Raw genomic sequence first — 23,761 nt, forward strand, 5'->3', positions numbered from 1 at the left:
TTCTAGAGGAGTATCGCACAAAAAGTCGGAAGCCCGACTTTTTGTTATTTCATAGTATAGATGCTTATTCTAGTTTAGCAGGGTGAATGAATCACTTATCTGAGAAAAAGTAGTTTTCTCAAGGAAAGATTAAATCACACAGCTTTCACATTGGTTGGCACCGACTTCTCCACCATCATCTGTAAAGGTACGGACGTAGTAGATAGACTTGATACCCTTGTTAAAGGCATAGTTACGAAGGATTGACAAGTCACGTGTCGTTTGTTTGTTTTCTTTCTTCCATTCGTAAAGACCTTTTGGAATGTCACTACGCATGAAGAGGGTGAGTGATAGTCCTTGGTCCACGTGCTCAGTTGCAGCAGCATAGACATCAATCACCTTACGCATATCCATGTCGTAGGCAGAAGTGTAGTAAGGAATGGTTTCTGTTGACAAGCCAGCAGCAGGATAGTAGATTTTACCGATTTTCTTTTCTTGACGTTCTTCGATACGTTGCGTAATCGGGTGGATAGAAGCAGAAACGTCGTTGATGTAACTGATAGAACCATTTGGCGCTACAGCAAGGCGGTTTTGGTGGTAAAGACCATCTGCTTGAACCTGTTCGCGAAGTTCAGCCCAGTCAGCAGCACTTGGGATAAAGACATCTTTGAAGAGTTCTTTAACACGGTCTGATTTTGGAACAAACTCGCCAGTCACATATTTGTCAAAGTAGCTTCCGTTAGCATAGTCTGATTTTTCAAAGTTGTGGAAGGTGATACCACGTTCACGCGCGATATTGTTTGATTCTACCAAGGTCCAGTAGTTCATGAGCATGAAGTAGATGCTTGTAAATTCAACAGACTCAGGCGATCCATATTCAATCAATTGTTGGGCAAGGTAGCTGTGAAGTCCCATGGCACCGAGACCAAAGGTGTGGGCTTGGCTATTTCCATGGTCGATAGTAGGAACAGCTACGATGTGCGAACTATCTGTAACGAAAGTAAGGGCACGAACCATAGCACGGATAGAACGACCAAAATCAGGTGAGGTCATCATGTTGACCACGTTGGTTGAACCAAGGTTACATGAAACATCTGTTCCCATTTGAAGGAATTCTTGAGCATCGTTGATCAAGCTTGGTTCTTGAACTTGAAGAATCTCAGAACACAAGTTACTCATGATAATCTTACCATCAACAGGATTTGCACGGTTAGCCGTATCAATGTTGACGACATAAGGGTAACCAGACTCTTGTTGCAATTTAGAGATTTCAGTTTCCAAATCACGCGCTTTGATTTTTGTTTTGCGGATGTTTGGATTTGCGACCAATTCATCGTATTTTTCAGTGATGTCGATGTAGTTAAATGGCACACCGTATTCAAGTTCTACAGAGTATGGGCTGAAGAGGTACATTTCTTCATTTTTACGTGCTAATTCGTAGAATTTATCGGGTACTACAACACCAAGTGAAAGGGTCTTTACACGAACTTTTTCATCGGCGTTTTCTTTCTTAGTTGAAAGGAAGGCGATAATATCTGGGTGGAAGACGTTGAGGTAGACAACACCGGCACCTTGACGTTGACCCAATTGGTTTGAGTAAGAGAAGCTATCTTCGAAAAGTTTCATAACTGGAACGACCCCAGAAGCTGCTCCTTCATAGCCTTTGATAGGTGCACCAGCTTCACGAAGGTTGCTGAGGGTAATTCCCACACCACCACCGATACGTGAAAGTTGAAGAGCTGAGTTGATAGAACGTCCGATAGAGTTCATATCATCAGTTACTTGGATCAGGAAACATGATACTAATTCTCCACGACGAGCACGTCCAGCATTCAAGAAGGAAGGAGTAGCTGGTTGGTAGCGTTGGTGGATGATTTCATTGGCAATATCGATGGCAATAGCTTCATTCCCATCAGCGAAATAAAGGGCGTTAAAGAAGACGCGGTCTTCCATGCTTTCAAGATAATATTCACCGTCGTTAGTTTTCAAAGCATATTGATTGTAAAATTTATAAGCTGCCATGAAAGACTTGAATTGGAAGTTTTGGTCTTTGATAAATTGAGACAATTCTTCCAAAAACTCTGGACGGTATTTCTTGATAAAGGCTGTTTCGATGTAGTTGTGTTCAATGAGGTAGTTGATTTTATCTTTGATTGAATCAAAAACCATAGTGTTTGGAACTACATTTTCTTTAAAGAAGGCATCCAAGGCTTCCTTATCTTTATGAAGCATGATTTGTCCATTGACAGGACGGTTGATTTCGTTATTGAGACGGAAGTAAGTCACGTCTTCAAGATGTTTTAATCCCATAAAATTTCCCTTATCTAATTACAAAAGAAAGGCTTCTAAGTTAGCCCTAGAAGCAGTTTCTTCTGGATGATGTACTAAGATTATGCTAATTGTTTCAGTTTTCCTGGTTGGAAACCTGAAAAGACTTCAGTTGGTGTTTGGATAACAGGAGCTGCGCTGAAACCGAGCTCTTTAACTTGATCGATGTACTCAGGTTGCTCATCAAGATTGATTTCACGATAAGCGACATTATTACTGTCCAAGAAACGTTTAGTCATCTTACATTGGACACAGTTGTTTTTAGAATAAACGGTTACCATTGTGTAACTCCTCTTTCAAAATAGATTACTTTCTTAGTATATCAGAAAATAAATTTTTGTCAATGATTTGAAACTAAATATAGTGGTCTATTTTTCTACTAAAGGTTGCAAAACACAATATGTAGTGTTTGTTTTATGAAATAGTGATAATTATCCTAGAAGTAGTTTTTTGGAAAACTATATCCTGTGTTTTGTTATCTAGAATAGAAGATTTTCAGCAAGTTATCTGAAAGGAAATCGAATAAATCCCATAAAATGCTTGAAAAAAATCCTAGAAGATGATATAATACCAAATTGTAAGGGTTATCACATATAACTCAAAAAAGAAAGAACAAAAGGAGAGTCAAACTATGGCTTCTAAAGATTTCCACGTAGTGGCAGAAACAGGTATTCACGCACGTCCAGCAACATTGTTGGTACAAACTGCAAGCAAATTTGCTTCAGATATCACTCTTGAGTACAAAGGTAAATCAGTTAACCTTAAATCAATCATGGGTGTTATGAGTCTTGGTGTTGGCCAAGGTGCTGATGTAACTATCTCAGCTGAAGGTGCAGATGCAGATGACGCTATCGCTGCAATCTCAGAAACAATGGAAAAAGAAGGATTGGCATAAGGAAAATGACAGAAATGCTTAAAGGAATCGCAGCATCTGACGGTGTTGCAGTTGCAAAAGCATATCTACTCGTTCAACCGGATTTGTCATTCGAGACTGTTTCAGTCGAAGATACAAACGCAGAAGAGGCTCGTTTGGATGTAGCTCTTGAAGCTTCTCAAAACGAGCTTTCTCTTATCCGTGAGAAAGCTGTAGGTACGCTTGGTGAAGAAGCGGCTCAAGTTTTTGACGCTCATTTGATGGTTCTTGCTGACCCAGAATTGATTGGTCAGATTAAAGAAACAATCCGTGCTAAGAAAGTCAATGCAGAAGCAGGTCTTAAAGAAGTGACTGACATGTTCATCACTATCTTTGAAGGCATGGAAGACAACCCATATATGCAAGAACGTGCAGCGGATATCCGCGACGTGACAAAACGTGTATTGGCAAACCTTCTTGGTAAGAAATTGCCAAACCCAGCTTCTATCAATGAAGAAGTAATTGTGATTGCGCATGACTTGACACCATCTGATACAGCTCAATTGGACAAAAACTTTGTAAAAGCTTTTGTAACAAATATCGGTGGACGTACAAGCCACTCAGCTATCATGGCACGTACACTTGAAATTGCAGCTGTATTGGGAACAAATAACATCACTGAAGTAGTGAAAGACGGTGATATCCTTGCCGTTAACGGAATTACTGGTGAAGTGATTATCAACCCAACAGATGAACAAGCGGCAGAATTTAAAGCAGCTGGTGAAGCTTATGCTAAACAAAAAGCTGAATGGGCCCTTTTGAAAGATGCTCAAACAGTGACTGCTGACGGTAAACACTTCGAGTTGGCTGCTAACATCGGTACTCCAAAAGACGTTGAAGGTGTTAACAACAACGGTGCAGAAGCGGTTGGACTTTACCGTACAGAGTTCTTGTACATGGATTCTCAAGACTTCCCAACTGAAGATGAGCAGTATGAAGCATACAAGGCTGTTCTTGAGGGAATGAATGGTAAACCAGTGGTTGTTCGTACAATGGATATTGGTGGAGATAAGGAACTTCCTTACTTCGATATGCCACATGAAATGAACCCATTCCTTGGATTCCGTGCCCTTCGTATCTCTATTTCTGAAACTGGAGATGCAATGTTCCGTACACAAATCCGTGCTCTTCTTCGTGCTTCTGTTCATGGTCAATTGCGTATCATGTTCCCAATGGTTGCTCTTTTGAAAGAATTCCGTGCAGCCAAAGCAGTTTATGAAGAAGAAAAGGCAAACCTTCTTGCTGAAGGTGTTGCAGTTGCGGATGATATCCAAGTTGGTATCATGATTGAAATCCCTGCAGCAGCGATGCTTGCAGACCAATTTGCAAAAGAAGTAGACTTCATGTCAATTGGAACAAACGACTTGATCCAATACTCAATGGCAGCAGACCGTATGAACGAGCAAGTTTCATACCTTTACCAACCATATAACCCATCAATCCTTCGCTTGATCAACAACGTTATCAAGGCAGCTCACGCTGAAGGTAAATGGGCTGGTATGTGTGGTGAGATGGCTGGTGACCAAAAAGCTGTTCCACTTCTTGTCGGAATGGGCTTGGATGAGTTCTCTATGTCAGCAACATCAGTCCTTCGTACACGTAGCTTGATGAAGAAATTGGACACTGCTAAGATGGAAGAGTACGCTAACCGTGCCCTTACAGAGTGTTCAACAATGGAAGAAGTCCTTGAACTTCAAAAAGAATACGTTAACTTCGATTAATGTCATTAACCTTGTAACCTAGTTGCAAGGTTTTTTGATACATTTGGGAATAGTATAGTCTTGTGAAGTCCACTTTTCAATGATGAAGAGGCATGATATAATAGGAGAAACAAATAGAATAAGAGAGAAATCATGTCTAAAGAAATTGATATTGAGTATTACCACCAGCTAGCCTTGCAAAAGCAGAAGGAACACCGTAAAGTTTTAGCCAATCTAAAGAAAAAACCTCCTAAAAACCTAGACAAGATAGCCCAGCAGATACACCAAGAAGTTTTTGAGGAGATTGATTGCACTGCCTGTGCCAACTGTTGTAAGACATTGGGACCGGACTTTAAAGAAGCGGATATTACACGAATCGCCAAGTATTTTAAGATGAAATTACCAGCTTTTGAAGCGGAGTTCCTTCAGGTAGATGCAGATGGCGATAAGGTTTTTAAATCCATGCCTTGTCCCTTTCTAGGAGGAGATAATCTCTGTTCCATCTATGATGTTCGTCCCAAGGCCTGCCGAGAGTTCCCCCATACAGATCGCAAAAAGATCCATCAAATCAACCATTTGACGATTAAGAATACTTTGACCTGTCCAGCAGCCTATCTCTTTGTTGAGAAATTAAAGGATAAGTTATAGAGATTTAAAGGATAAAAAATTTCTAATAATAACTAACAATATGAAGGGAGAACTCTGTGCCTAGACCGAAAACAAAAGAGGAGCTAGTACTGGCCTCTAAGGAAAACTATGAAAAGCTCAATCGTTTCATCTCCCAACTAAGTGAAGATGAGCTACAGACTCCATTTGATTTTTCAAGAGACCCAAAGAAAAAAGAAGCTCACTGGAAAAGGGATAAAAATCTAAGAGATGTTCTGATCCATCTTTATGAATGGCATCAGTTACTTTTGACTTGGGTACATTCTAATCAAGAAGGTCACGAAAGGCCTTTTCTACCTGAACCTTATAATTGGAAAACTTATGGAGAAATGAATATCGCTTTTTGGAAGAAGCACCAGAAAACCTCCTTAGAAGAAGCGACTAGACTCCTAGAACAATCACATAGGGAGGTTTTAGAGTTGATAGAAGTTTTTAGCAATGATGAACTCTTTACCAAAGGTATCTATAAGTGGACGGGAGGGACAAGTCTAGGTTCCTACTTTGTCAGTAGTACGTCAAGCCACTATGATTGGGCTCTGAAAAAACTCAAAGCTCATCGGAAGAATTGTAAGGGATAGATGGCCTATTTGAAATGTCAAGAATGAGTTCTTTTAAACGTAAGATAAAAACAAAGGGCCATCAAGTGATGTAGCCCTTTTGAGTTATACAAGCAAATTACCATGCAAAAGCTGTCGTTGGAGCATTGAGCGCTTCTAACCACTGTTTATTTTTTACGGGGCAAAGAGTTACGGATATACCTGCCATATCTAGACTGGTCATAAATGTTCCTGATTTTATAAAGGTAATAGTGACTCCTTCAATTTCTAAGAGTTGAAGGATATCATTGATAAATATGCCCATTTCTAAGTTGCTGGTAGTGCCTAGATTATTTACAAGCAATATAAATTGATCACCCTTTTTCCAATGATAGTGCAATCTTAATTTACTTATAATTTCATTTGCAAGGATTTCCGATGATTGGAATGGGACGATACGATAGCCTTCTTCGCCATGTATCCCAATACCATAGGAAATATTTCCTTCTTCCAAGTTAAATAGTGGAAGGGTGGCTTGGGGGAGACTAGCAGCTTTCGTTGCAAAGCCAATTGTTGCGATTTCGGGAGCAAGCTGATGACCTAAATCAGTTAGTTGCTCGATGTTGGCACCATTTTGAGCTGCAAATCCTAGGATTTTATGAAGTAAGATTGTCCCTGCAAGCCCTCTTCCTCTAATTTGAAATCTATTGTGAGGTTCAATTGAAATATCGTCGTGTGCTAGACTATAGCCGACCTTAATTCCTTCTTTTCTAGCAGTGTTAATGGCCCAGCTAAATTCTTTGGTGTCTGCTTCGAAATTTTTTACAATGATGAAGACACCGTGACCATTGTTTAAAAAACGAATGGACTCTAAGATTTCAGTTCTTGTAGGAGGAGTAAATAATTGGCCATAGATAGCAGCAGTAAGCATTCCTTCTCCCACATATCCAATATGCGCAGGTTCGTGACCGGAACCTCCACCCGACAATATTGGAACCTGATGAGGATTGCGATTTTTTTGATAGACTAGTGGTAAAGTAGGGTGTTTTTCTAATTCAGGATGACTGCTGACAGTTGCCGAAATGTAACTTGAAATAATTTTTTGTTTATGATTTGAAATAAATGTCATTGTGGTCTCTTTCCAATAATTGTCATGATTAGAAAGTCTGGTTGTGGAACTGGACTTTTTTTATTGACGTAAGCTTTCACGATTTCTGCTAGAGCGTGTGAATGATAGTCTAACAAAAAACAAGTATAAGCAGATGAATCGATATCAATCTGACCATATTCTCTTAAAATTTTTGATACAAGCAAGCGACAGTAGCTGATAAAGTGGTCATAGAAGTTATTTTGCCCTTGAATATCAAAAAGTTGAATATAAAAATCACGCTCTTGTTCGAAATAAAAAAATAATTCTTGTAATAGTTTTTGGCCCTGAATGAAGTCCAAGTTATTGGTGATATACTCGGTTAAGTCATTTTCAAATATCCAGTCTAGCAGTTCATATTTGTCAAGAAAGTGATTATAAAAGGTCTGTCTACGAATGCCAGCTGATTCCATGATATCTACAATGGAGATTTTGTCAAATTCTCTAGTAGCTAAAAGGTCTCTAAATGCCTTGGTAATCCGTTTTTTTGTAATAAGTGATGATGCCATAGGAAGCCTTTCTTTTACTTACTTCATTTTACCAAAAAAATGTTTTAAACGGGTTTAAAAGGGGACAAATAATAGAATCTGTCCCTTATCATCTAGCAATAAAAAATATATAATGAAAGCGAAAACAAAGATACATGCCGAAAGGAGTTTCTCATGAAAAAAATTATAAATGAACCGACACAAGTTGTTGATGAAATGTTGCAGGGATTGTCATTCATGCATGATGACTTGGTAGAACGCTTAGATGGTTTTGATGTCATCGTTAGAAAGGCAGAAAAGACAGGAAAAGTTGGACTCATTTCAGGTGGAGGTTCAGGACATGAACCAAGTCATGCTGGATTTGTAGGAGATGGAATGTTGTCTGCTGCCATTTGTGGAGCAGTCTTCACTTCACCTACTCCGGACCAAATTTTAGAAGCCATCAAGGCGGCTGATGAAGGTGCTGGAGTTTTCATGGTCATCAAGAACTATTCTGGGGACATCATGAATTTTGAAATTGCACAAGAACTTGCTGAAATGGAAGGTATTGATGTAGCAAGTGTTGTAGTCGATGATGATATTGCGGTTGAAAATAGTCTCTATACCCAAGGTCGTCGAGGTGTCGCAGGTACTATATTAGTCCATAAAATTTTGGGTGATGCGGCTCGTTCTGGTAAAACATTATCTGAAATGAAGGACTTGGCCGACAAACTTGTCTTAGAAATTAAAACAATTGGCTTAGCTCTATCTGGCGCTACTGTTCCAGAAGTTGGCAAACCAGGTTTTGTTCTAGAAGATGATGAATTTGAATACGGAGTTGGTATCCACGGTGAACCGGGATATAAGAAAGAGAAGATGCAACCCTCAGCACAATTGGCCTCAGAATTGGTTGAAAAGTTATCTGAAGGTTTCCAACTTAAAGCTGGAGAACGCTATGGCCTTCTCATCAATGGTTTAGGAAGCACTCCTCTTATGGAGCAATACGTATTTGCAAATGATGTGGCTAAATTACTCCATGAAAAAGGTGTTGAGTTGGCATTTAAGAAAATTGGAAACTATATGACATCAATCGATATGGCTGGATTATCATTAACATTGATTCGATTGGCAGATGATGAGTGGTTGGATGCTCTAAATACACCTGTTACTACCCCAGCTTGGTAAAACTCAAGGAGGATATGTCGCATGAATGTTGAACAAGCTCTTGAATGGATGAAGCTTTTTAATGAAAAGATTCAAGAACAGAAAGATTACCTTAGTGAGCTAGACACCCCTATAGGAGATGGAGACCACGGTGGAAATATGGCGCGTGGAATGGCTGCAGTTATGGAAAACTTAGAAGGAAAGCAATTTGAAACAAGCAGTGATGTGTTTAAACTTGTCTCAATGCAATTACTGAGCAAGGTAGGCGGTGCTTCTGGTCCCTTGTATGGCTCTGCTTTTATGGGCATGGCCAAGGCTGATTCAAATTCGAAAATAGAGGAAATCTTACAAAGCGGTTTGGATATGATTGTCAAACGTGGGAAAGCAGAAGTTGGAGAAAAGACAATGGTTGACGTTTGGACTCCTGTTATTGCTGCTTTGTCTGCAGGCCAATTGACTCAAGAGGTTATTGATAAGCTAGTGAATGCTACCAAAGATTTACTTGCAACTAAAGGAAGGGCATCTTATGTAGGAGAACGTTCTCTTGGACATATTGATCCTGGATCATTTTCATCAGGATTACTCTTTACTGCTCTTTTAGAAACTGGGGTGGTTTAATGGGAAGTATTGGTCTTGTTATCGTTTCACATTCTAAACACATTGCACAAGGTGTCGTTGAACTGATTAGTGAAGTAGCTAAAGATATTCCGATTACTTATGTAGGAGGAACCGAAGATGGAGGAATTGGAACGAGTTTTGATCAAGTAGATAGGGTTGTTTCCGAAAATCCAGCAGATACTTTATTAGCTTTTTTTGACCTAGGTTCTGCTAAAATGAACTTAGAAATGGTGGCTGATTTCAGTGATAAAAGTATCATGATCAATAGGGTTCCAATTGTAGAAGGTGCCTATACTGCAGCTGCTCTTCTTCAGGCTGGTGCAGAACTGTCAGTTATTCAAACACAGTTGTCGGAGCTTGAAATCAATAAATAAGGAATCATCCTATCATTTCTTTTATAGGTGAGTTATTGATTATCTCAACTATCAAATTTTAAGTAAATAATTTCAAAATCAGAAAGGGATTGCTTTATGCAGTTCCTTTTTAATGTAAAAGGAGTGGAATCATAGCGTTTCTAAATTGTTAATACTCTTCGAAAATCAAATTCAAACCACGTCAACGTCGCCTTGCCGTACTCAAGTACAGCCTGCGGCTAGTTTCCTAGTTTGCTCTTTGATTTTCATTGAGTATAATAATTCAAAACTGATTGTGATGGGACTATTCTAGCTTTAGAATCCTTCAAAAATTAAAATTTAAGGCAATCAATGTTTTAGAAGAGTGCGAAAACATTTAGTTTATAGGAATTCTAGATCTAGAATTGCATAGATATTTATGAAGTTAGAGTATTCGATAGTTAGGATTGTTCTATTCTGAAAGATTTGAGCTGTCAATTGTATAGGATAGTATTATTCTATGTTAGATTCCAGTAAAAATGATTGGATAAATAATATTAAAGAAAAATCAAAATCATAATTTTGTTTAATATGGTATAATATTTCTAATAATTTAAACATAATGAGGTAGTAATTTATGGATGAAGTTTTATTTTTTGGAGAAGATGACTTCGATATTCTTGATATTGATGGCTATGAACTAAAACCCTCAGCATTTTTTAATAAGTTACCAGAAATAGCCAAACCTTTAGTCAAAAATGCTAATAAAATCTTATCTGAAGTAGAAAAAATGTTATATTCTGCTCCAGCCTTTATCAATGTTGTCCAATCTAGTATACCTGAAGAGGTTTTTCAGGCAATTCTTTCTCCAGAACAACGGGAAGCAATTGCTCAAGGAGTGTTAAAATTAATGACCAAGAAAGATGGCTCTCTCTTGGCGGTATTAGTAGATACTAATACTAATAAAGTCATTGGAAATGTACCATTGAAATCTGTTAAATTGACACCAGAATTAAATAAAGCGTTAGCTGATTATTCGTCACAAATTCAAATGGCTCAGATTGCAGAGGAGATTCAAAATGTACAATATGCTATTGAGGACGTCAGAAAAGGACAGGAGTCAGATAGACTTGCAATAGCCTATAGTTGTCAACAGAAACTCTTGCAAGCTAGAGAGATATCAGATCCAAATATTAGAACAATGATGTTACTGCAAGTTATTTCAGATGCAGAAGATAGTAGAAATCTCTTAATGCTTAGTCAAAAATCAAATGTAAATTTTATCAAAGAACAACCAGATTCTACTTGGGGTAAGTTATTAAAAGGGGATAAACCAGATAAAATTGAAGCTCGTATGAATGAGATTCGAGATGGATTAGCAGCTGTAAATATCGTTTCACTATCAGCAGCAATAGCTTATAATGAGTTGGGCGAGAAAAAAGCTGCTCAAAAAAGTTTGGATTACTTTGGGAAATTTATTAACGAAACTTATCTCAGTTCTCAGGAATTAGTAGAGAGACTTGATTTACTTGATCCTTCGCCTACAAATTACTGGACAAAAGAATTGCCAAAAATTGAAACTTCTATAATGAAATTGCCAAATAAAACAGATTCTATTGAGACAGAGGTGCTAGAATGAAAGAAATAAAAAAATGCAAGACATGTACTAGGGATTTACCATCAAGTTATAAGCACAATAAGTGCGAATCGTGTAGAAACAAAAAAATAGATGAAGCAAAAAAGATACTTAAAGTTGTTGGACAAGTTGGCAGTGTGGTTACTCCAGTTGTAGTTGGTATGTTGATGAATAAAACTAAGAAAAAGAAGAAATAAACTAATCTATTAAGTACCTAGAAAGGAAAACTCTCAAATTGTCCTACAAATTTCTACTTTTCGACCTTGACCACACTCTTCTTGATTTTGATGCTGCTGAGGATGTGGCTTTGACGCAACTTCTAAAAGAAGAAGGGGTTGCAGATATTCAGGCCTACAAAGACTTTTACGTTCCCATGAACAAGGCTCTCTGGAAGGATTTGGAGCAAAAGAAAATTAGTAAACAAGAGCTGGTTAACACGCGCTTTTCTCGTTTATTTGCTCATTTTGGACAGGAAAAAGACGGTAGTTTTCTAGCCCAACGTTACCAGTTTTACCTATCCCAGCAAGGGCAAGCTTTTTCAGGTGCTCATGAACTTTTAGATAGCCTCATCGAGCGTGATTATGACTTATATGCTGCGACAAATGGGATTACTGCTATTCAGACGGGACGTTTGGCTCAATCTGGTCTGGCACCTTATTTCAATCAAGTCTTTATCTCAGAACAATTGCAAACACAAAAGCCTGATGCTCTCTTTTATGAAAAGATTGGTCAACAGATTGCAGGTTTTAGTAAAGAAAAGACGTTGATGTTTGGAGATTCCCTAACCGCCGATATTCAAGGTGGCAATAATGCGGGGATTGACACTATCTGGTACAATCCTCATCACCTCGAAAATCCCACACAAGCCCAGCCGACTTACGAAATCCATTCTTACCAAGACTTGCTGGATTGCTTAGATAAACTGTAAAAAGTGGTTTAGAAAGCCACTTTTTGCTATAATAGAGGCAGTAAAAACGAAGGAGTCGGCTATGGAACATTCGTCTTGGCATGCTTTGATTAAGGAGCAATTACCTGAGGGTTATTTCGGGAAAATCAATCAGTTTATGAATCAGGTCTATGCTCAGGGGACTATTTATCCACCCAAGGAAAAGGTTTTTCAGGCTCTCTTGACAACACCGCTTGAAGAAGTTAAGGTGGTGATTCTAGGGCAAGATCCCTATCACGGGCCAGGTCAAGCGCAGGGCTTGAGTTTTTCTGTACCGGACTCTATCCCAGCTCCACCATCCTTGCAAAATATCTTGAAAGAATTGTCAGATGATATCGGGGTTAAGAAATCTCATGATTTGACAGCTTGGGCTGAGCAAGGAGTCTTACTTCTTAATGCTTGTTTGACAGTTCCGGCTGGACGGGCTAATGGTCATGCTGGGCAGATATGGGAGCCTTTTACGGATGCTGTGATTCAGGTGGTCAATCATCTAGATAGACAAGTCGTTTTTGTACTCTGGGGAGCTTATGCACGCAAGAAGAAGGCCTTAGTTACCAATCCTCATCACTTGATTATCGAATCAGCCCATCCCAGTCCTTTGTCAGTTTATAGAGGATTTTGGGGTTCCAAGCCTTTTTCCAAGGCCAATGCATTCTTAAAAGAAACAGGACAAGAGCCAATCGATTGGCTTAGATAAGGAGAAAATATGCCTCAGTTAGCGACGATTTGCTACATTGATAACGGGAAAGAACTGCTTATGCTCCACCGTAATAAGAAGCCAAATGATGTTCATGAAGGAAAATGGATTGGTGTGGGTGGTAAGCTAGAGCGAGGAGAGACACCTCAGGAATGCGCGGCGCGTGAAATCCTTGAGGAAACAGGGCTCAAAGCCAAGCCAGTTCTAAAAGGTGTCATCACTTTTCCTGAATTTACACCAGATTTAGACTGGTACACCTATGTTTTTAAGGTGACGGAGTTCGAGGGGGATTTGATTGACTGCAATGAGGGGACGCTGGAATGGGTTCCTTATGATGAGGTTTTGAGCAAGCCGACTTGGGAAGGTGACCATACCTTTGTTGAGTGGCTTTTAGAGGACAAACCCTTCTTTTCAGCTAAGTTTGTTTATGATGGGGATAAATTGTTGGATACCCAAGTTGATTTTTATGAATAAAGGAGAAAGCAGATGCTACTAATCAAAAATGGTCGTGTAATGGATCCCAAGTCTGGTTTGGATCAAGTGTGTGATGTCTTGGTTGAAGATGGAAAGATTATCAAAATTGCGCCTGAAATTAAAGAAGAAGGCGCAGAAATCCTGGATGCCACAGGTCTTGTAGTTGCTCCTGGCTTGGTTGATATCCATGTTCATTTTCGTGAACCTGGTCAGACCCACAAGGAAGACATCCATACTGGTGCCCTAGCAGCCGCTGCAGGTGGTTTTACCACGGTTGTCATGATGGCTAATACTAGTCCAACCATTTCAGACGTGGAGACTTTGCAAGAAGTTCTCCAGTCAGCTGCCAAAGAGAAGATTAATGTTAAGACGGTTGCGACCATTACTAAGAATTTTAATGGGCAAGATTTGACTGACTTTAAAGCACTCTTAGAAGCTGGAGCTGTTGGTTTTTCTGATGACGGTATTCCGCTTGAGAGCAGTAAAGTTGTCAAGGAAGCCATGGAGGAAGCTAAAAAGCTTAATACCTTTATTAGTCTTCATGAGGAAGATCCAGGTTTGAACGGTGTTCTTGGCTTTAATGAAAATATCGCTAAAGAACATTTCCATATCTGCGGTGCGACTGGGGTGGCTGAGTACGCTATGATGGCGCGTGATGTCATGATTGCCTATGCAACTAAGGCTCATGTCCATATTCAGCATTTGTCTAAGGAAGAAAGTGTCAAAGTAGTTGAGTTTGCTCAAGGGCTAGGCGCGCAAGTCACAGCAGAAGTAGCGCCACAGCATTTCTCTAAGACAGAAGCACTTCTTTTGACACAAGGTAGCAATGCTAAGATGAATCCACCGCTTCGCTTGGAATCAGACCGTCGTGCGGTGATTGAAGGTCTCAAGTCAGGCGTCATCACAGTTATCGCGACTGACCATGCGCCTCACCATGCGGATGAAAAAAATGTCGAAGATATTACCAAAGCGCCATCTGGTATGACTGGTTTGGAAACATCTCTTTCTCTAGGTTTAACTTATTTGGTGGAAGCTGGGGAGTTGAGTTTGATGGAATTACTCGAAAAAATGACATACAATCCAGCAAAACTATATAACTTTGAAGCAGGCTACCTAGCTGAAAATGGTCCTGCTGATATTACTATTTTTGATGCCAAGGCTGACCGTCTTGTTGATTCACATTTTGCTTCTAAAGCAGCCAATTCACCATTTATCGGTGAAACCTTAAAAGGGCAGGTCAAATATACCATCTGTAAAGGACAAATTGTCTATGAAAACTAGTTGGAATCCTGCTCTATAATGTTAAAGAATAGAGACTTTTTATGTATCCAACTCATCGTTTTAAAGACAAGTTTATCTTATTTCTTAAGATATTCTTCCCGATTATGATCTACCAATTTGCCAATTATTCCGCTTCATTTGTAGATACCACTATGACTGGTCAATACAATACCATGGATTTGGCTGGTGTCTCTACAGCAACTAGTTTATGGAACCCTTTTTTCACATTTTTGACAGGTATCGTCTATGCTATGATTCCCATTATTGGACACAATTTAGGTAGAGGAAAAAAGGAAGAAGTTGCTTCAGATTTTTATCAGTTTATTTATATAGCTTTAGGACTTTCTATCTTCTTATTTGGATTGGTAATTTTCCTAGCCCCACCGATTTTGAATCATATTGGCTTAGAACCAAAGGTAGCAGCAGTAGCTGTACACTACTTACAGTTTTTAGCGATCGGAATTATCCCTCTCCTACTTTTTAGTGTTATCCGTTCCTTGTTAGATTCCTTGGGCTTGACAAAACTTTCCATGTATCTGATGCTTTTGTTGCTTCCTTTAAATAGTGGCTTTAACTATCTCTTGATTTATGGAGTTTTTGGCTTGCCTGAGTTAGGAGGAGCAGGAGCTGGTTTAGGAACATCTCTAGCTTATTGGTGCCTTCTAGCCATTTCAATTTTCATTTTGATAAAGAATAAGAAGCTAAAAGAATATCAGTTTTCCAAAATCACCCCTCTTGATTTTGAAAGAATAAAGGAAGGTGTCCGACTTGGTTTGCCAATAGGAGGAACAGTTTTTGCTGAAGTAGCTGTTTTCTCTGTAGTTGGTTTGTTAATGGCTAAATTTTCATCGCTCATTATAGCCAGTCATCAATCTGCTATGAATTTTTCAACACTCATGTACGCCTTTCCTATGAGTATTTCTTCCGCTATGGCGATTGTTGTATCTTATGAACTTGGAGCTAAACGGTTCCAAGATGCCAAAAAATTTATTCATATTGGAAGAAGTGTAGCTCTCGTTTTTGCGGCCTTCACCTTAACCTTCCTTTACATTTTTAGGGGAAATGTGGCTAGTCTTTATGGTAACGACCCAGAATTTATCGATTTGACAGCGCGCTTTTTGACTTATAGTCTTTTCTTCCAGTTAGCAGATACCTTTGCAGCACCGCTCCAGGGAATTTTACGGGGGTATAAGGATACCGTTATTCCTTTTTGCCTTGGTTTGGTTGGTTACTGGGGGGTGACACTCCCAGTAGCTATGGTATTTGATTCCCTAACAGATTTTGGAGCCTATTCTTACTGGATCGGCTTGATTATTAGTTTGGTTGTGAGTGGGGTTCTCTACCGTTGGCGTTTAACTGTGATTATGAAGAGATTTGAATCTTTAGAAAAATCTAAACGCTAAAAAGTTTGTGAAAAAATATTCTTGATAAGAAAATCCCTTATTTCTATGGGGTTTTCTTTTTTAATTTGTGAAATTTTCTTTAGAAAAACTTTGACAGTATTTGCCAAAAACGGTAAAATAGTAAGGTAAGAAGAAAGTTAGAAAGGCAAGAAGATGTCAATTTTAGATAAAAATCTTTTGCTAGAGATGTTCCGTAAGATGGAAGAAATCCGTCGTATGGACTTAAAAATTGCGCAATTAGTAAAGAAAGGGAAAGTGCCAGGAATGACGCACTTTTCTGTTGGAGAGGAAGCCGCTAACGTGGGTGCTATGTTGGCTCTCAATCCAGATGATCTAATCACATCAAACCACCGTGGTCACGGACAAGCAATTGCCAAAGGGATTGACCTCAACGGAATGATGGCTGAAATCCTTGGCAAATACACTGGAACCTGTAAAGGTAAAGGTGGATCTATGCATATTGCCGATCTTGATGCTGGTAACCTTGGTGCCAATGGTATCGTAGGTGGTGGTATGGGAATCGCTGTTGGTGCAGCCCTCAGTCAGCAAATGCAACATACTGGAAAAATCGTTGTCTGCTTCTTTGGAGATGGTGCGACCAACGAAGGTGTTTTCCACGAAGCAGTAAATATGGCTTCTATCTGGAACCTGCCAGTCATTTTCTATTGCATCAACAACGGTTACGGTATCTCTGCGGATATCAAGAAAATGACTAATGTGAAGCATATCCATCAACGTAGCGCTGCTTATGGAATTCCTGGAATGTTCATCGAAGACGGTAACAATGTCATAGATGTCTATGAAGGATTTAAGAAAGCTGTAGATCATGTTCGTGGTGGCAATGGTCCAGTCTTGATTGAAAGTGTAACTTATCGCTGGCTTGGTCATTCATCATCTGACCCTGGTAAATATCGTACCCGCGAAGAAGTGGAATTGTGGAAACAAAAAGACCCAATCGAAAACCTTCGCAAGTACCTCATTGAAAACACTATTGCAAGTGCCGAAGAATTGGAAGAAATCCAAACGCAAGTCAAGGAAGCAGTAGAAGCTTCTGTTAAATTTGCAGAAGAAAGTCCATTCCCACCGCTTGAATCAGCCTTTGAAGATATTTACGCAGACTAAGGAGAAAGAGATAAAATGGAAACAAAAACAATGTCCTTCCGTGACACCATTATCCTTGCTATGTCTGAGGAAATGCGTCGCGATGAAAATGTGTTCTTGATGGGAGAAGACGTCGGTGTCTTCGGAGGAGACTTCGGAACTTCTGTTGGAATGCTTGAAGAATTTGGTCCAGAACGTGTTCGTGACTGTCCTATTTCTGAAGCTGCCATCTCTGGAGCAGCAGCAGGAGCAGCCATGACAGGACTTCGTCCAATCGTTGATATGACCTTCATGGACTTCTCGGTTATTGCCATGGACAATATCGTCAACCAAGCTGCTAAAACACGTTACATGTTTGGTGGTAAAGGTCAGGTTCCAATGACTGTTCGTTGTGCAGCTGGTAACGGAGTTGGTTCTGCAGCCCAGCATTCACAATCTCTAGAGTCTTGGTTCACTCATATCCCAGGACTTAAGGTTGTAGCACCAGGTACGCCTGCGGACATGAAAGGACTGCTTAAGTCTTCTATCCGTGATAACAACCCTGTTATTATCCTTGAGTACAAGTCAGAATTTAACCAAAAAGGGGAAGTACCAGTTGATCCAGACTATACGATTCCACTTGGAGTTGGGGAAATCAAACGTGAAGGTACGGATGTAACAGTTGTTACTTATGGAAAAATGCTTCGCCGTGTGGTTCAAGCAGCTGAAGAATTAGCAGAAGAAGGAATTTCTGTTGAGATTGTTGACCCACGCACCCTTGTTCCGCTTGATAAGGAGATTATCATTAACTCAGTTAAGAAGACTGGTAAAGTTGTTCTGGTTAACGATGCCCATAAAACAAGCGGCTATATCGGTGAAATTTCAGCTATTATTTCAGAATCAGAAGCATTTGACTATCTAGATGCACCAATCCGTCGTTGCGCAGGAGAAGATGTGCCAATGCCTTATGCACAAAACCTAGAAAATGCAATGATTCCAACCGTTGAAAGCATCAAAGATGCCATTCGTAAAACATATAACAAAGAATAGAATTACATAAGATAAGTTATGTAAACAAAATAAAGCTGACGAGAAACTTTGTATCTTTTAGGTACGGAGCTCTTCGTCCTTAATATCTTAGTATAGAATTGGAGAGGTCATGGCTGATGACAAGCTAAGAGCGACTCCTGCGGCTAGAAAGTTAGCGGATGATTTAGGGATCAACCTCTACGACGTTTCTGGCTCAGGTGCAAACGGTCGTGTCCACAAAGAAGACGTGGAAACTTATAAAGACACAAATGTGGTTCGCATTTCGCCACTTGCAAAACGAATTGCCCTCGAACATAACATTGCTTGGCAGGAAATCCAAGGAACTGGTCATCGTGGTAAAATCATGAAGAAGGATGTTTTGGCCTTGCTTCCTGAAAATATCGAAAACGACACCATCAAGTCTCCTGCTCAGATTGAAAAAGTGGAAGAAGTTCCTGATAACGTAACACCATACGGTGAAATTGAGCGTATTCCAATGACACCAATGCGTAAGGTTATTGCCCAACGGATGGTTGAATCTTACCTAACTGCGCCAACCTTCACTCTCAACTATGAAGTTGATATGACTGAAATGTTGGCTCTTCGTAAGAAGGTGCTTGAACCAATCATGGAAGCAACTGGGAAGAAGACTACTGTAACAGACCTTCTTTCACTTGCAGTTGTTAAGACTCTTATGAAACACCCATACATCAACGCTTCATTGACAGAAGATGGCAAGACTATTATCACTCACAACTATGTCAATCTTGCCATGGCAGTTGGGATGGATAATGGATTAATGACACCTGTTGTTTACAATGCTGAGAAGATGAGTCTTTCAGAACTGGTTGTAGCCTTCAAGGATGTTATTGGCCGTACCTTGGATGGTAAATTAGCTCCAAGCGAACTGCAAAATTCAACTTTCACAATCAGTAATTTGGGAATGTTTGGTGTTCAGTCTTTTGGTCCTATCATCAACCAACCAAACTCAGCTATCCTTGGTGTGAGTTCGACAATCGAGAAGCCAGTTGTAGTCAATGGTGAAATTGTGATTCGCCCAATCATGAGCCTTGGTTTAACAATTGACCACCGTGTCGTAGATGGTATGGCTGGTGCTAAGTTTATGAAAGACTTGAAAGAATTGATTGAAAATCCAATCTCAATGTTGATTTAAGTACAAGAGTATTCATTTTTAAGATATAGATAAAGGAAGGAAGACATGGCCTTAGAAGTAATTATGCCAAAAGCCGGCGTGGATATGACAGAAGGACAAATCGTCCAATGGAATAAAAAAGTCGGAGAATTTGTAAAAGAAGGAGAAATCCTTTTGGAAATCATGACTGATAAAGTCAGCATGGAATTGGAAGCCGAAGAAGATGGGTACTTGATTGCTATCCTCAAAGGGGACGGTGAAACAGTCCCTGTAACGGAAGTTATCGGTTACCTTGGCGAAGAAGGGGAAAATATCCCAACAGCTGGAGCAGCAGCGCCAGAAGCTAGCCCTGTACCTACAGCAAGTGCTTCAAACGATGATGGTAAGAGCGATGATGCTTTTGATATCGTTGTGATTGGTGGAGGTCCTGCTGGTTATGTTGCAGCCATTAAAGCTGCCCAACTCGGTGGGAAGGTTGCCCTTGTTGAGAAATCTGAACTCGGTGGAACCTGCTTGAACCGTGGATGTATCCCAACTAAAACCTACCTACATAACGCTGAAATTATTGAAAATATCGGTCATGCTGCAAATCGTGGTATTGTGATTGAAAATCCTAACTTCACTGTTGATATGGACAAACTCCTTGAAACCAAGTCTAAGGTAGTCAATACTTTGGTTGGTGGAGTTGCTGGTCTTCTTCGTAGCTACGGAGTTACTGTTCATAAAGGAATTGGTACCATTACTAAAGACAAGAACGTCTTGGTAAATGGCTCTGAATTACTTGAAACCAAGAAAATCATCCTTGCTGGTGGTTCAAAAGTCAGCAAGATCAACATCCCTGGTATGGAATCTCCACTTGTCATGACCAGCGACGACATCCTTGAAATGAACGAAGTACCAGAAAGTCTTGTTATCATCGGTGGTGGTGTTGTCGGTATCGAGCTCGGTCAGGCCTTCATGACATTTGGTTCAAAAGTGACTGTTATCGAAATGATGGATCGTATCGTGCCAGCTATGGATTCAGAAGTTTCTAAGAACCTTCGCTTGATCCTTGAACGTAAAGGAATGACCATCTTGACTGGTACTAAACTGCAAGAAATCATCGAAGAAAATGGTCAACTTCGTATTAAAGTTGAAGGAAAAGACGATATCATTGCAAATAAAGCTCTTCTTTCAATCGGTCGTGTGCCAGACCTTGAAGGTATTGGAGAGGTTGAGTTTGAATTGGATCGTGGTCGTATCAAGGTCAACGAATACATGGAAACTTCTGTTCCAGGTATCTACGCACCAGGTGATATTAATGGTACTAAGATGTTGGCTCACGCAGCTTTCCGTATGGGTGAAGTTGCCGCTGAAAATGCCCTTAAAGGAAATCATGCTGTTGCCAAATTGAATTTGACTCCTGCAGCTATCTACACTCTTCCTGAAGTAGCAGCAGTAGGTTTGACAGAAGAACAAGCCCGTGAGAAATACGATGTAGCCATCGGTAAGTTCAACTTTGCTGCTAACGGTCGTGCTATTGCATCGGATGCAGCTCAAGGTTTCGTTAAAGTTATTGCGGATAAGAAATACGGAGAAATCCTTGGTGTTCATATCATCGGTCCTGCAGCTGCAGAATTGATCAATGAAGCATCGAGCATTATCGAAATGGAAATTACTGTTGAAGAAATGCTGAAGACTATCCACGGACACCCAACCTACTCTGAAGTGATGTACGAAGCATTTGCGGATGTTTTAGGAATGGCCATCCATTCACCTAAGAAAAAATAAAAGAAAGATAGATTAGACTGGAAAGGTGTTTTCCAGTCTCTATCGTATAAAGGGATATCATGAAATACATTATCAATCATTCAAACGACACTGCCTTTAATATTGCCTTGGAAGAATACGCCTTTAAACACCTTTTGGATGAGGATCAAATTTTCCTACTTTGGATTAACAAGCCATCTATCATTGTTGGTCGTCACCAGAATACCATCGAAGAAATCAACCGTGATTATGTTCGCGAAAATGGCATCGAGGTAGTTCGCCGTATCAGCGGTGGTGGAGCTGTTTACCACGATTTAAATAACCTCAACTACACGATCATCTCAAAAGAAGATGAAAACAAAGCTTTTGACTTCAAGAGTTTTTCAACTCCAGTTATCAATACTTTGGCTCAACTTGGGGTTAAAGCTGAGTTCACAGGCCGTAATGACCTTGAGATTGATGGAAAGAAATTCTGTGGCAATGCTCAAGCCTATATCAACGGTCGTATCATGCACCATGGTTGCTTGCTCTTTGACGTTGATTTGTCAGTCCTAGCAAATGCCCTTAAGGTTTCAAAAGATAAATTTGAATCAAAAGGTGTGAAATCGGTTCGTGCTCGTGTAACCAATATTATCAATGAATTACCAGAAAAAATCACAGTCGAAGAATTCCGTGACTTACTCTTGGAATACATGAAAAAAGAGTATCCAGAGATGACAGAATACGTTTTTTCTGAGGAAGAACTAGCTGAAATTAACCGTATCAAAGATACTAAGTTTGGAACTTGGGACTGGAACTATGGTAAATCACCTGAATTTAACGTCCGTCGTGGAACAAAATTCACTAGTGGTAAGGTGGAAGTCTTTGCTAATGTTCTCGAATCAAAAATCCAAGACATCAAGATTTACGGTGACTTCTTTGGTATTGAAGATGTTGCTGCAGTAGAAGATGTCCTTCGTGGGGTGAAATACGAACGCGAAGATGTCCTTAAGGCGTTAGAAACCATTGATATCACACGCTATTTCGCTGGTATTAGCCGTGAAGAAATCGCTGAAGCGGTAGTTGGATAAATCAAAAAGAAGTTGGTTGTAGGACCAGCTTCTTTTTTAAAAACCATATATTACATAATTTATTTTATGTATTTTATAAACTGTCTAGAGCATTCTTTTGTTCATCATTAACGATATGGGTATAGAGGTCAGTGACTTGTGTGCTGGCATGTCCTAGCTGGTGACTGACCAAAACTTGCGATTTAGTGGCATCATAGAGCCTGGTTGCTAGGGTATGTCGTAGTTTATGGGGTGTTACACGGACTTTGAAGTCCTCAGAGTACTTAGCAACCATTTTCTCAACGCTGGAAGCATCGATACGATTAGGAACTCCTCTGTAGAGAGTCAAAAAAAGGGCTGTATCTGTTTTTTCCGTCTTATAGCGTTGATTTCGAATGGCCAAATAATTCTCTAAATAAGGCTTAGCAAAGGCAGCGACATTGACCGAGTCACGTTTACCCCCTTTTCGAGTGACATCAATAACCATCATTTTGAGATTGAGATCTCTTAGATCCAGATTAACAGCTTCAGATAAGCGGACACCAGACGCCAATAGAAGGGCAATAATGGCCAAATCACGTTCTTTATTTTTGTTGAATGATGAGAGAGCGCGATTTGAAAGTTGTTGTGGATACTCTTGGTCAATATAAGTTAGGAAACCTTCTGTTTCATCACCTAAAAAGAGTTTTTGCTTGATGTTTTCAGCTCTGGCAGCAAGCGTTTCTTTCTTTTTTTTGGTTGAAACTTTTTTCATTACATTACGATAAAAATAAGGTTCCCCCTGATCGTTTTCAACCTCCTCGGTTAGATACTTATAAAGACTGGAAAGAGCTGACAAGGTTCGATTGATAGTTGTCTGTGAAACTCCTTGTTTGGTTGTATTAGCATTCAGCAAAGGACGTTCACGTAAATAAAGGATAAAAGATTCCATGTCTTTCTTAGACATATTTTCCAAGACAGATAAAGGAATATCAGACATTTTATCAGCATTTGAAATGTCAGACTCTAAAACCCAGCTGAAAAATCGATCGTATTCCTTGAGATATTCGTACAAGGTTGTAAAACTGTAAGGTACAGCTAGCTTAGATTGATAGTATTCCAGAACATACCAGGGCATGATTTGTTTTAGTTTGTCTATTCGTTCCAGTAAAATCTCACGTTTCATGTATTTTCTCCATAAATAAGTCTACTAGTAGTATAGCATAGACTTATTTATTTTTCAAGAAAATTATAGTTTTTCAGAAAGATGTCATAGAGTTTTTTTAAAAGTGATAAAAAAGACTTAAATCGTCCCAATTACTAAAAAAATTTTTTTGAACAAAAATAGCTAAAAATGTACGTTATCAAAGTAAAAACTGAAATTTTTCAAATGTTCATTTTAGTTTAGTGAAAATGTACTTTATCTTGCCTTAAA

At 39.5% G+C, this 23,761-nt stretch carries 24 protein-coding genes; 19 read left to right on the forward strand and 5 right to left on the reverse strand.

Going from position 1 to position 23,761, the window contains the following annotated elements:
• Positions 1-129 precede the first annotated feature (129 nt).
• Both nrdE and nrdH read right to left on the reverse strand, forming a co-directional pair.
• The gene (gene nrdE / locus SM12261_RS04700; RefSeq protein WP_000523256.1) at positions 130-2,289 is read right to left on the reverse strand and encodes a class 1b ribonucleoside-diphosphate reductase subunit alpha; all 2,160 of its coding nucleotides are present in this window, start codon (positions 2,287-2,289) and stop codon (positions 130-132) included.
• An 80-nt stretch (positions 2,290-2,369) separates the two neighbouring features.
• Positions 2,370-2,588, reverse strand: a complete 219-nt coding sequence (gene nrdH / locus SM12261_RS04705; protein WP_000259240.1) for a glutaredoxin-like protein NrdH — start codon at positions 2,586-2,588, stop codon at positions 2,370-2,372.
• A 350-nt stretch (positions 2,589-2,938) separates the two neighbouring features.
• Between nrdH and SM12261_RS04710 the strand changes: the two genes are divergently transcribed.
• From SM12261_RS04710 to SM12261_RS04725, 4 genes are all read left to right on the forward strand, one after another.
• Entirely contained in the window at positions 2,939-3,202 is a 264-nt protein-coding gene (locus SM12261_RS04710; RefSeq protein WP_000146947.1) for a phosphocarrier protein HPr, read from the forward strand.
• A 5-nt stretch (positions 3,203-3,207) separates the two neighbouring features.
• Positions 3,208-4,941 (forward strand): phosphoenolpyruvate--protein phosphotransferase, encoded by a 1,734-nt coding sequence (ptsP, locus tag SM12261_RS04715; protein ID WP_004241506.1) that lies wholly within the window; start codon positions 3,208-3,210, stop codon positions 4,939-4,941.
• Positions 4,942-5,073: 132 nt separating this feature from the next.
• On the forward strand, positions 5,074-5,568 hold the full coding sequence (locus tag SM12261_RS04720; protein WP_000031480.1) for a YkgJ family cysteine cluster protein: 495 nt from the start codon (positions 5,074-5,076) through the stop codon (positions 5,566-5,568).
• A gap of 56 nt (positions 5,569-5,624) precedes the next feature.
• Entirely contained in the window at positions 5,625-6,164 is a 540-nt protein-coding gene (locus SM12261_RS04725; protein WP_001137902.1) for a ClbS/DfsB family four-helix bundle protein, read from the forward strand.
• 97 nt (positions 6,165-6,261) lie between these two features.
• Here the strand turns inward: SM12261_RS04725 and dhaQ are convergent, their stop codons facing one another.
• Together dhaQ and dhaS are read right to left on the reverse strand one after the other, a co-directional pair.
• Complete coding sequence (gene dhaQ, locus SM12261_RS04730; protein ID WP_000142828.1) at positions 6,262-7,251, reverse strand: DhaKLM operon coactivator DhaQ; 990 nt, start codon at positions 7,249-7,251, stop codon at positions 6,262-6,264.
• Positions 7,248-7,778, reverse strand: a complete 531-nt coding sequence (dhaS, locus tag SM12261_RS04735) for a dihydroxyacetone kinase transcriptional activator DhaS (protein ID WP_000168614.1) — start codon at positions 7,776-7,778, stop codon at positions 7,248-7,250. The genes dhaQ and dhaS overlap by 4 nt, the downstream gene beginning before the upstream one ends.
• 153 nt (positions 7,779-7,931) lie before the next feature.
• Here dhaS and dhaK point away from each other — a divergent pair, with 153 nt between their 5' ends.
• The 15 genes from dhaK (at position 7,932) to lplA (ending at position 22,368) form a co-directional block, all read left to right on the forward strand.
• Complete coding sequence (gene dhaK, locus SM12261_RS04740) at positions 7,932-8,921, forward strand: dihydroxyacetone kinase subunit DhaK (RefSeq protein WP_000720683.1); 990 nt, start codon at positions 7,932-7,934, stop codon at positions 8,919-8,921.
• Positions 8,922-8,942: 21 nt separating this feature from the next.
• Entirely contained in the window at positions 8,943-9,518 is a 576-nt protein-coding gene (gene dhaL, locus SM12261_RS04745) for a dihydroxyacetone kinase subunit DhaL (protein ID WP_001100267.1), read from the forward strand.
• On the forward strand, positions 9,518-9,892 hold the full coding sequence (gene dhaM, locus SM12261_RS04750) for a dihydroxyacetone kinase phosphoryl donor subunit DhaM (protein WP_000534739.1): 375 nt from the start codon (positions 9,518-9,520) through the stop codon (positions 9,890-9,892). The genes dhaL and dhaM overlap by 1 nt, the downstream gene beginning before the upstream one ends.
• A 595-nt stretch (positions 9,893-10,487) precedes the next feature.
• Positions 10,488-11,489: a hypothetical protein gene (locus SM12261_RS04760; protein ID WP_000344676.1), complete on the forward strand. Its 1,002-nt coding sequence runs from the start codon at positions 10,488-10,490 to the stop codon at positions 11,487-11,489.
• The gene (locus tag SM12261_RS04765; protein ID WP_000658758.1) at positions 11,486-11,683 is read left to right on the forward strand and encodes a hypothetical protein; all 198 of its coding nucleotides are present in this window, start codon (positions 11,486-11,488) and stop codon (positions 11,681-11,683) included. The genes SM12261_RS04760 and SM12261_RS04765 overlap by 4 nt, the downstream gene beginning before the upstream one ends.
• 38 nt (positions 11,684-11,721) lie before the next feature.
• Positions 11,722-12,414, forward strand: coding sequence for a pyrimidine 5'-nucleotidase PynA (gene pynA, locus SM12261_RS04770; protein WP_000120611.1), 693 nt, complete (start codon positions 11,722-11,724; stop codon positions 12,412-12,414).
• 61 nt (positions 12,415-12,475) lie between these two features.
• Positions 12,476-13,129: a uracil-DNA glycosylase gene (locus SM12261_RS04775; RefSeq protein ID WP_000401338.1), complete on the forward strand. Its 654-nt coding sequence runs from the start codon at positions 12,476-12,478 to the stop codon at positions 13,127-13,129.
• Positions 13,130-13,138: 9 nt separating this feature from the next.
• A complete protein-coding gene (locus tag SM12261_RS04780; protein WP_001135768.1) occupies positions 13,139-13,603 on the forward strand; it encodes an NUDIX hydrolase in 465 nt (154 codons plus the stop codon).
• A 12-nt stretch (positions 13,604-13,615) separates the two neighbouring features.
• Positions 13,616-14,884, forward strand: a complete 1,269-nt coding sequence (locus tag SM12261_RS04785; RefSeq protein ID WP_000924473.1) for a dihydroorotase — start codon at positions 13,616-13,618, stop codon at positions 14,882-14,884.
• A 41-nt stretch (positions 14,885-14,925) separates the two neighbouring features.
• Positions 14,926-16,287: an MATE family efflux transporter gene (locus SM12261_RS04790; RefSeq protein ID WP_000283632.1), complete on the forward strand. Its 1,362-nt coding sequence runs from the start codon at positions 14,926-14,928 to the stop codon at positions 16,285-16,287.
• 153 nt (positions 16,288-16,440) lie between these two features.
• Positions 16,441-17,409 carry a thiamine pyrophosphate-dependent dehydrogenase E1 component subunit alpha gene (locus SM12261_RS04795; protein WP_000025262.1) on the forward strand — a complete coding sequence of 323 codons (969 nt, stop codon included), beginning with the start codon at positions 16,441-16,443 and terminating at the stop codon, positions 17,407-17,409.
• A gap of 15 nt (positions 17,410-17,424) precedes the next feature.
• A complete protein-coding gene (locus SM12261_RS04800; protein WP_000448715.1) occupies positions 17,425-18,417 on the forward strand; it encodes an alpha-ketoacid dehydrogenase subunit beta in 993 nt (330 codons plus the stop codon).
• Positions 18,418-18,526: 109 nt separating this feature from the next.
• Positions 18,527-19,570, forward strand: a complete 1,044-nt coding sequence (locus tag SM12261_RS04805; RefSeq protein ID WP_000752716.1) for a dihydrolipoamide acetyltransferase — start codon at positions 18,527-18,529, stop codon at positions 19,568-19,570.
• Between the two features lie 45 nt (positions 19,571-19,615).
• Positions 19,616-21,319: a dihydrolipoyl dehydrogenase gene (gene lpdA, locus SM12261_RS04810; protein WP_001162878.1), complete on the forward strand. Its 1,704-nt coding sequence runs from the start codon at positions 19,616-19,618 to the stop codon at positions 21,317-21,319.
• A 59-nt stretch (positions 21,320-21,378) separates the two neighbouring features.
• Complete coding sequence (gene lplA, locus SM12261_RS04815; protein WP_000873983.1) at positions 21,379-22,368, forward strand: lipoate--protein ligase; 990 nt, start codon at positions 21,379-21,381, stop codon at positions 22,366-22,368.
• A 73-nt stretch (positions 22,369-22,441) separates the two neighbouring features.
• Here lplA and xerS read toward each other — a convergent pair whose 3' ends face one another.
• A complete protein-coding gene (xerS, locus tag SM12261_RS04820; protein ID WP_000817852.1) occupies positions 22,442-23,512 on the reverse strand; it encodes a tyrosine recombinase XerS in 1,071 nt (356 codons plus the stop codon).
• Positions 23,513-23,761: the final 249 nt, after the last annotated feature.

The sequence above is a fragment of the Streptococcus mitis NCTC 12261 genome (genome assembly GCF_000148585.2).
In the GTDB taxonomy this organism is placed as follows: domain Bacteria; phylum Bacillota; class Bacilli; order Lactobacillales; family Streptococcaceae; genus Streptococcus; species Streptococcus mitis.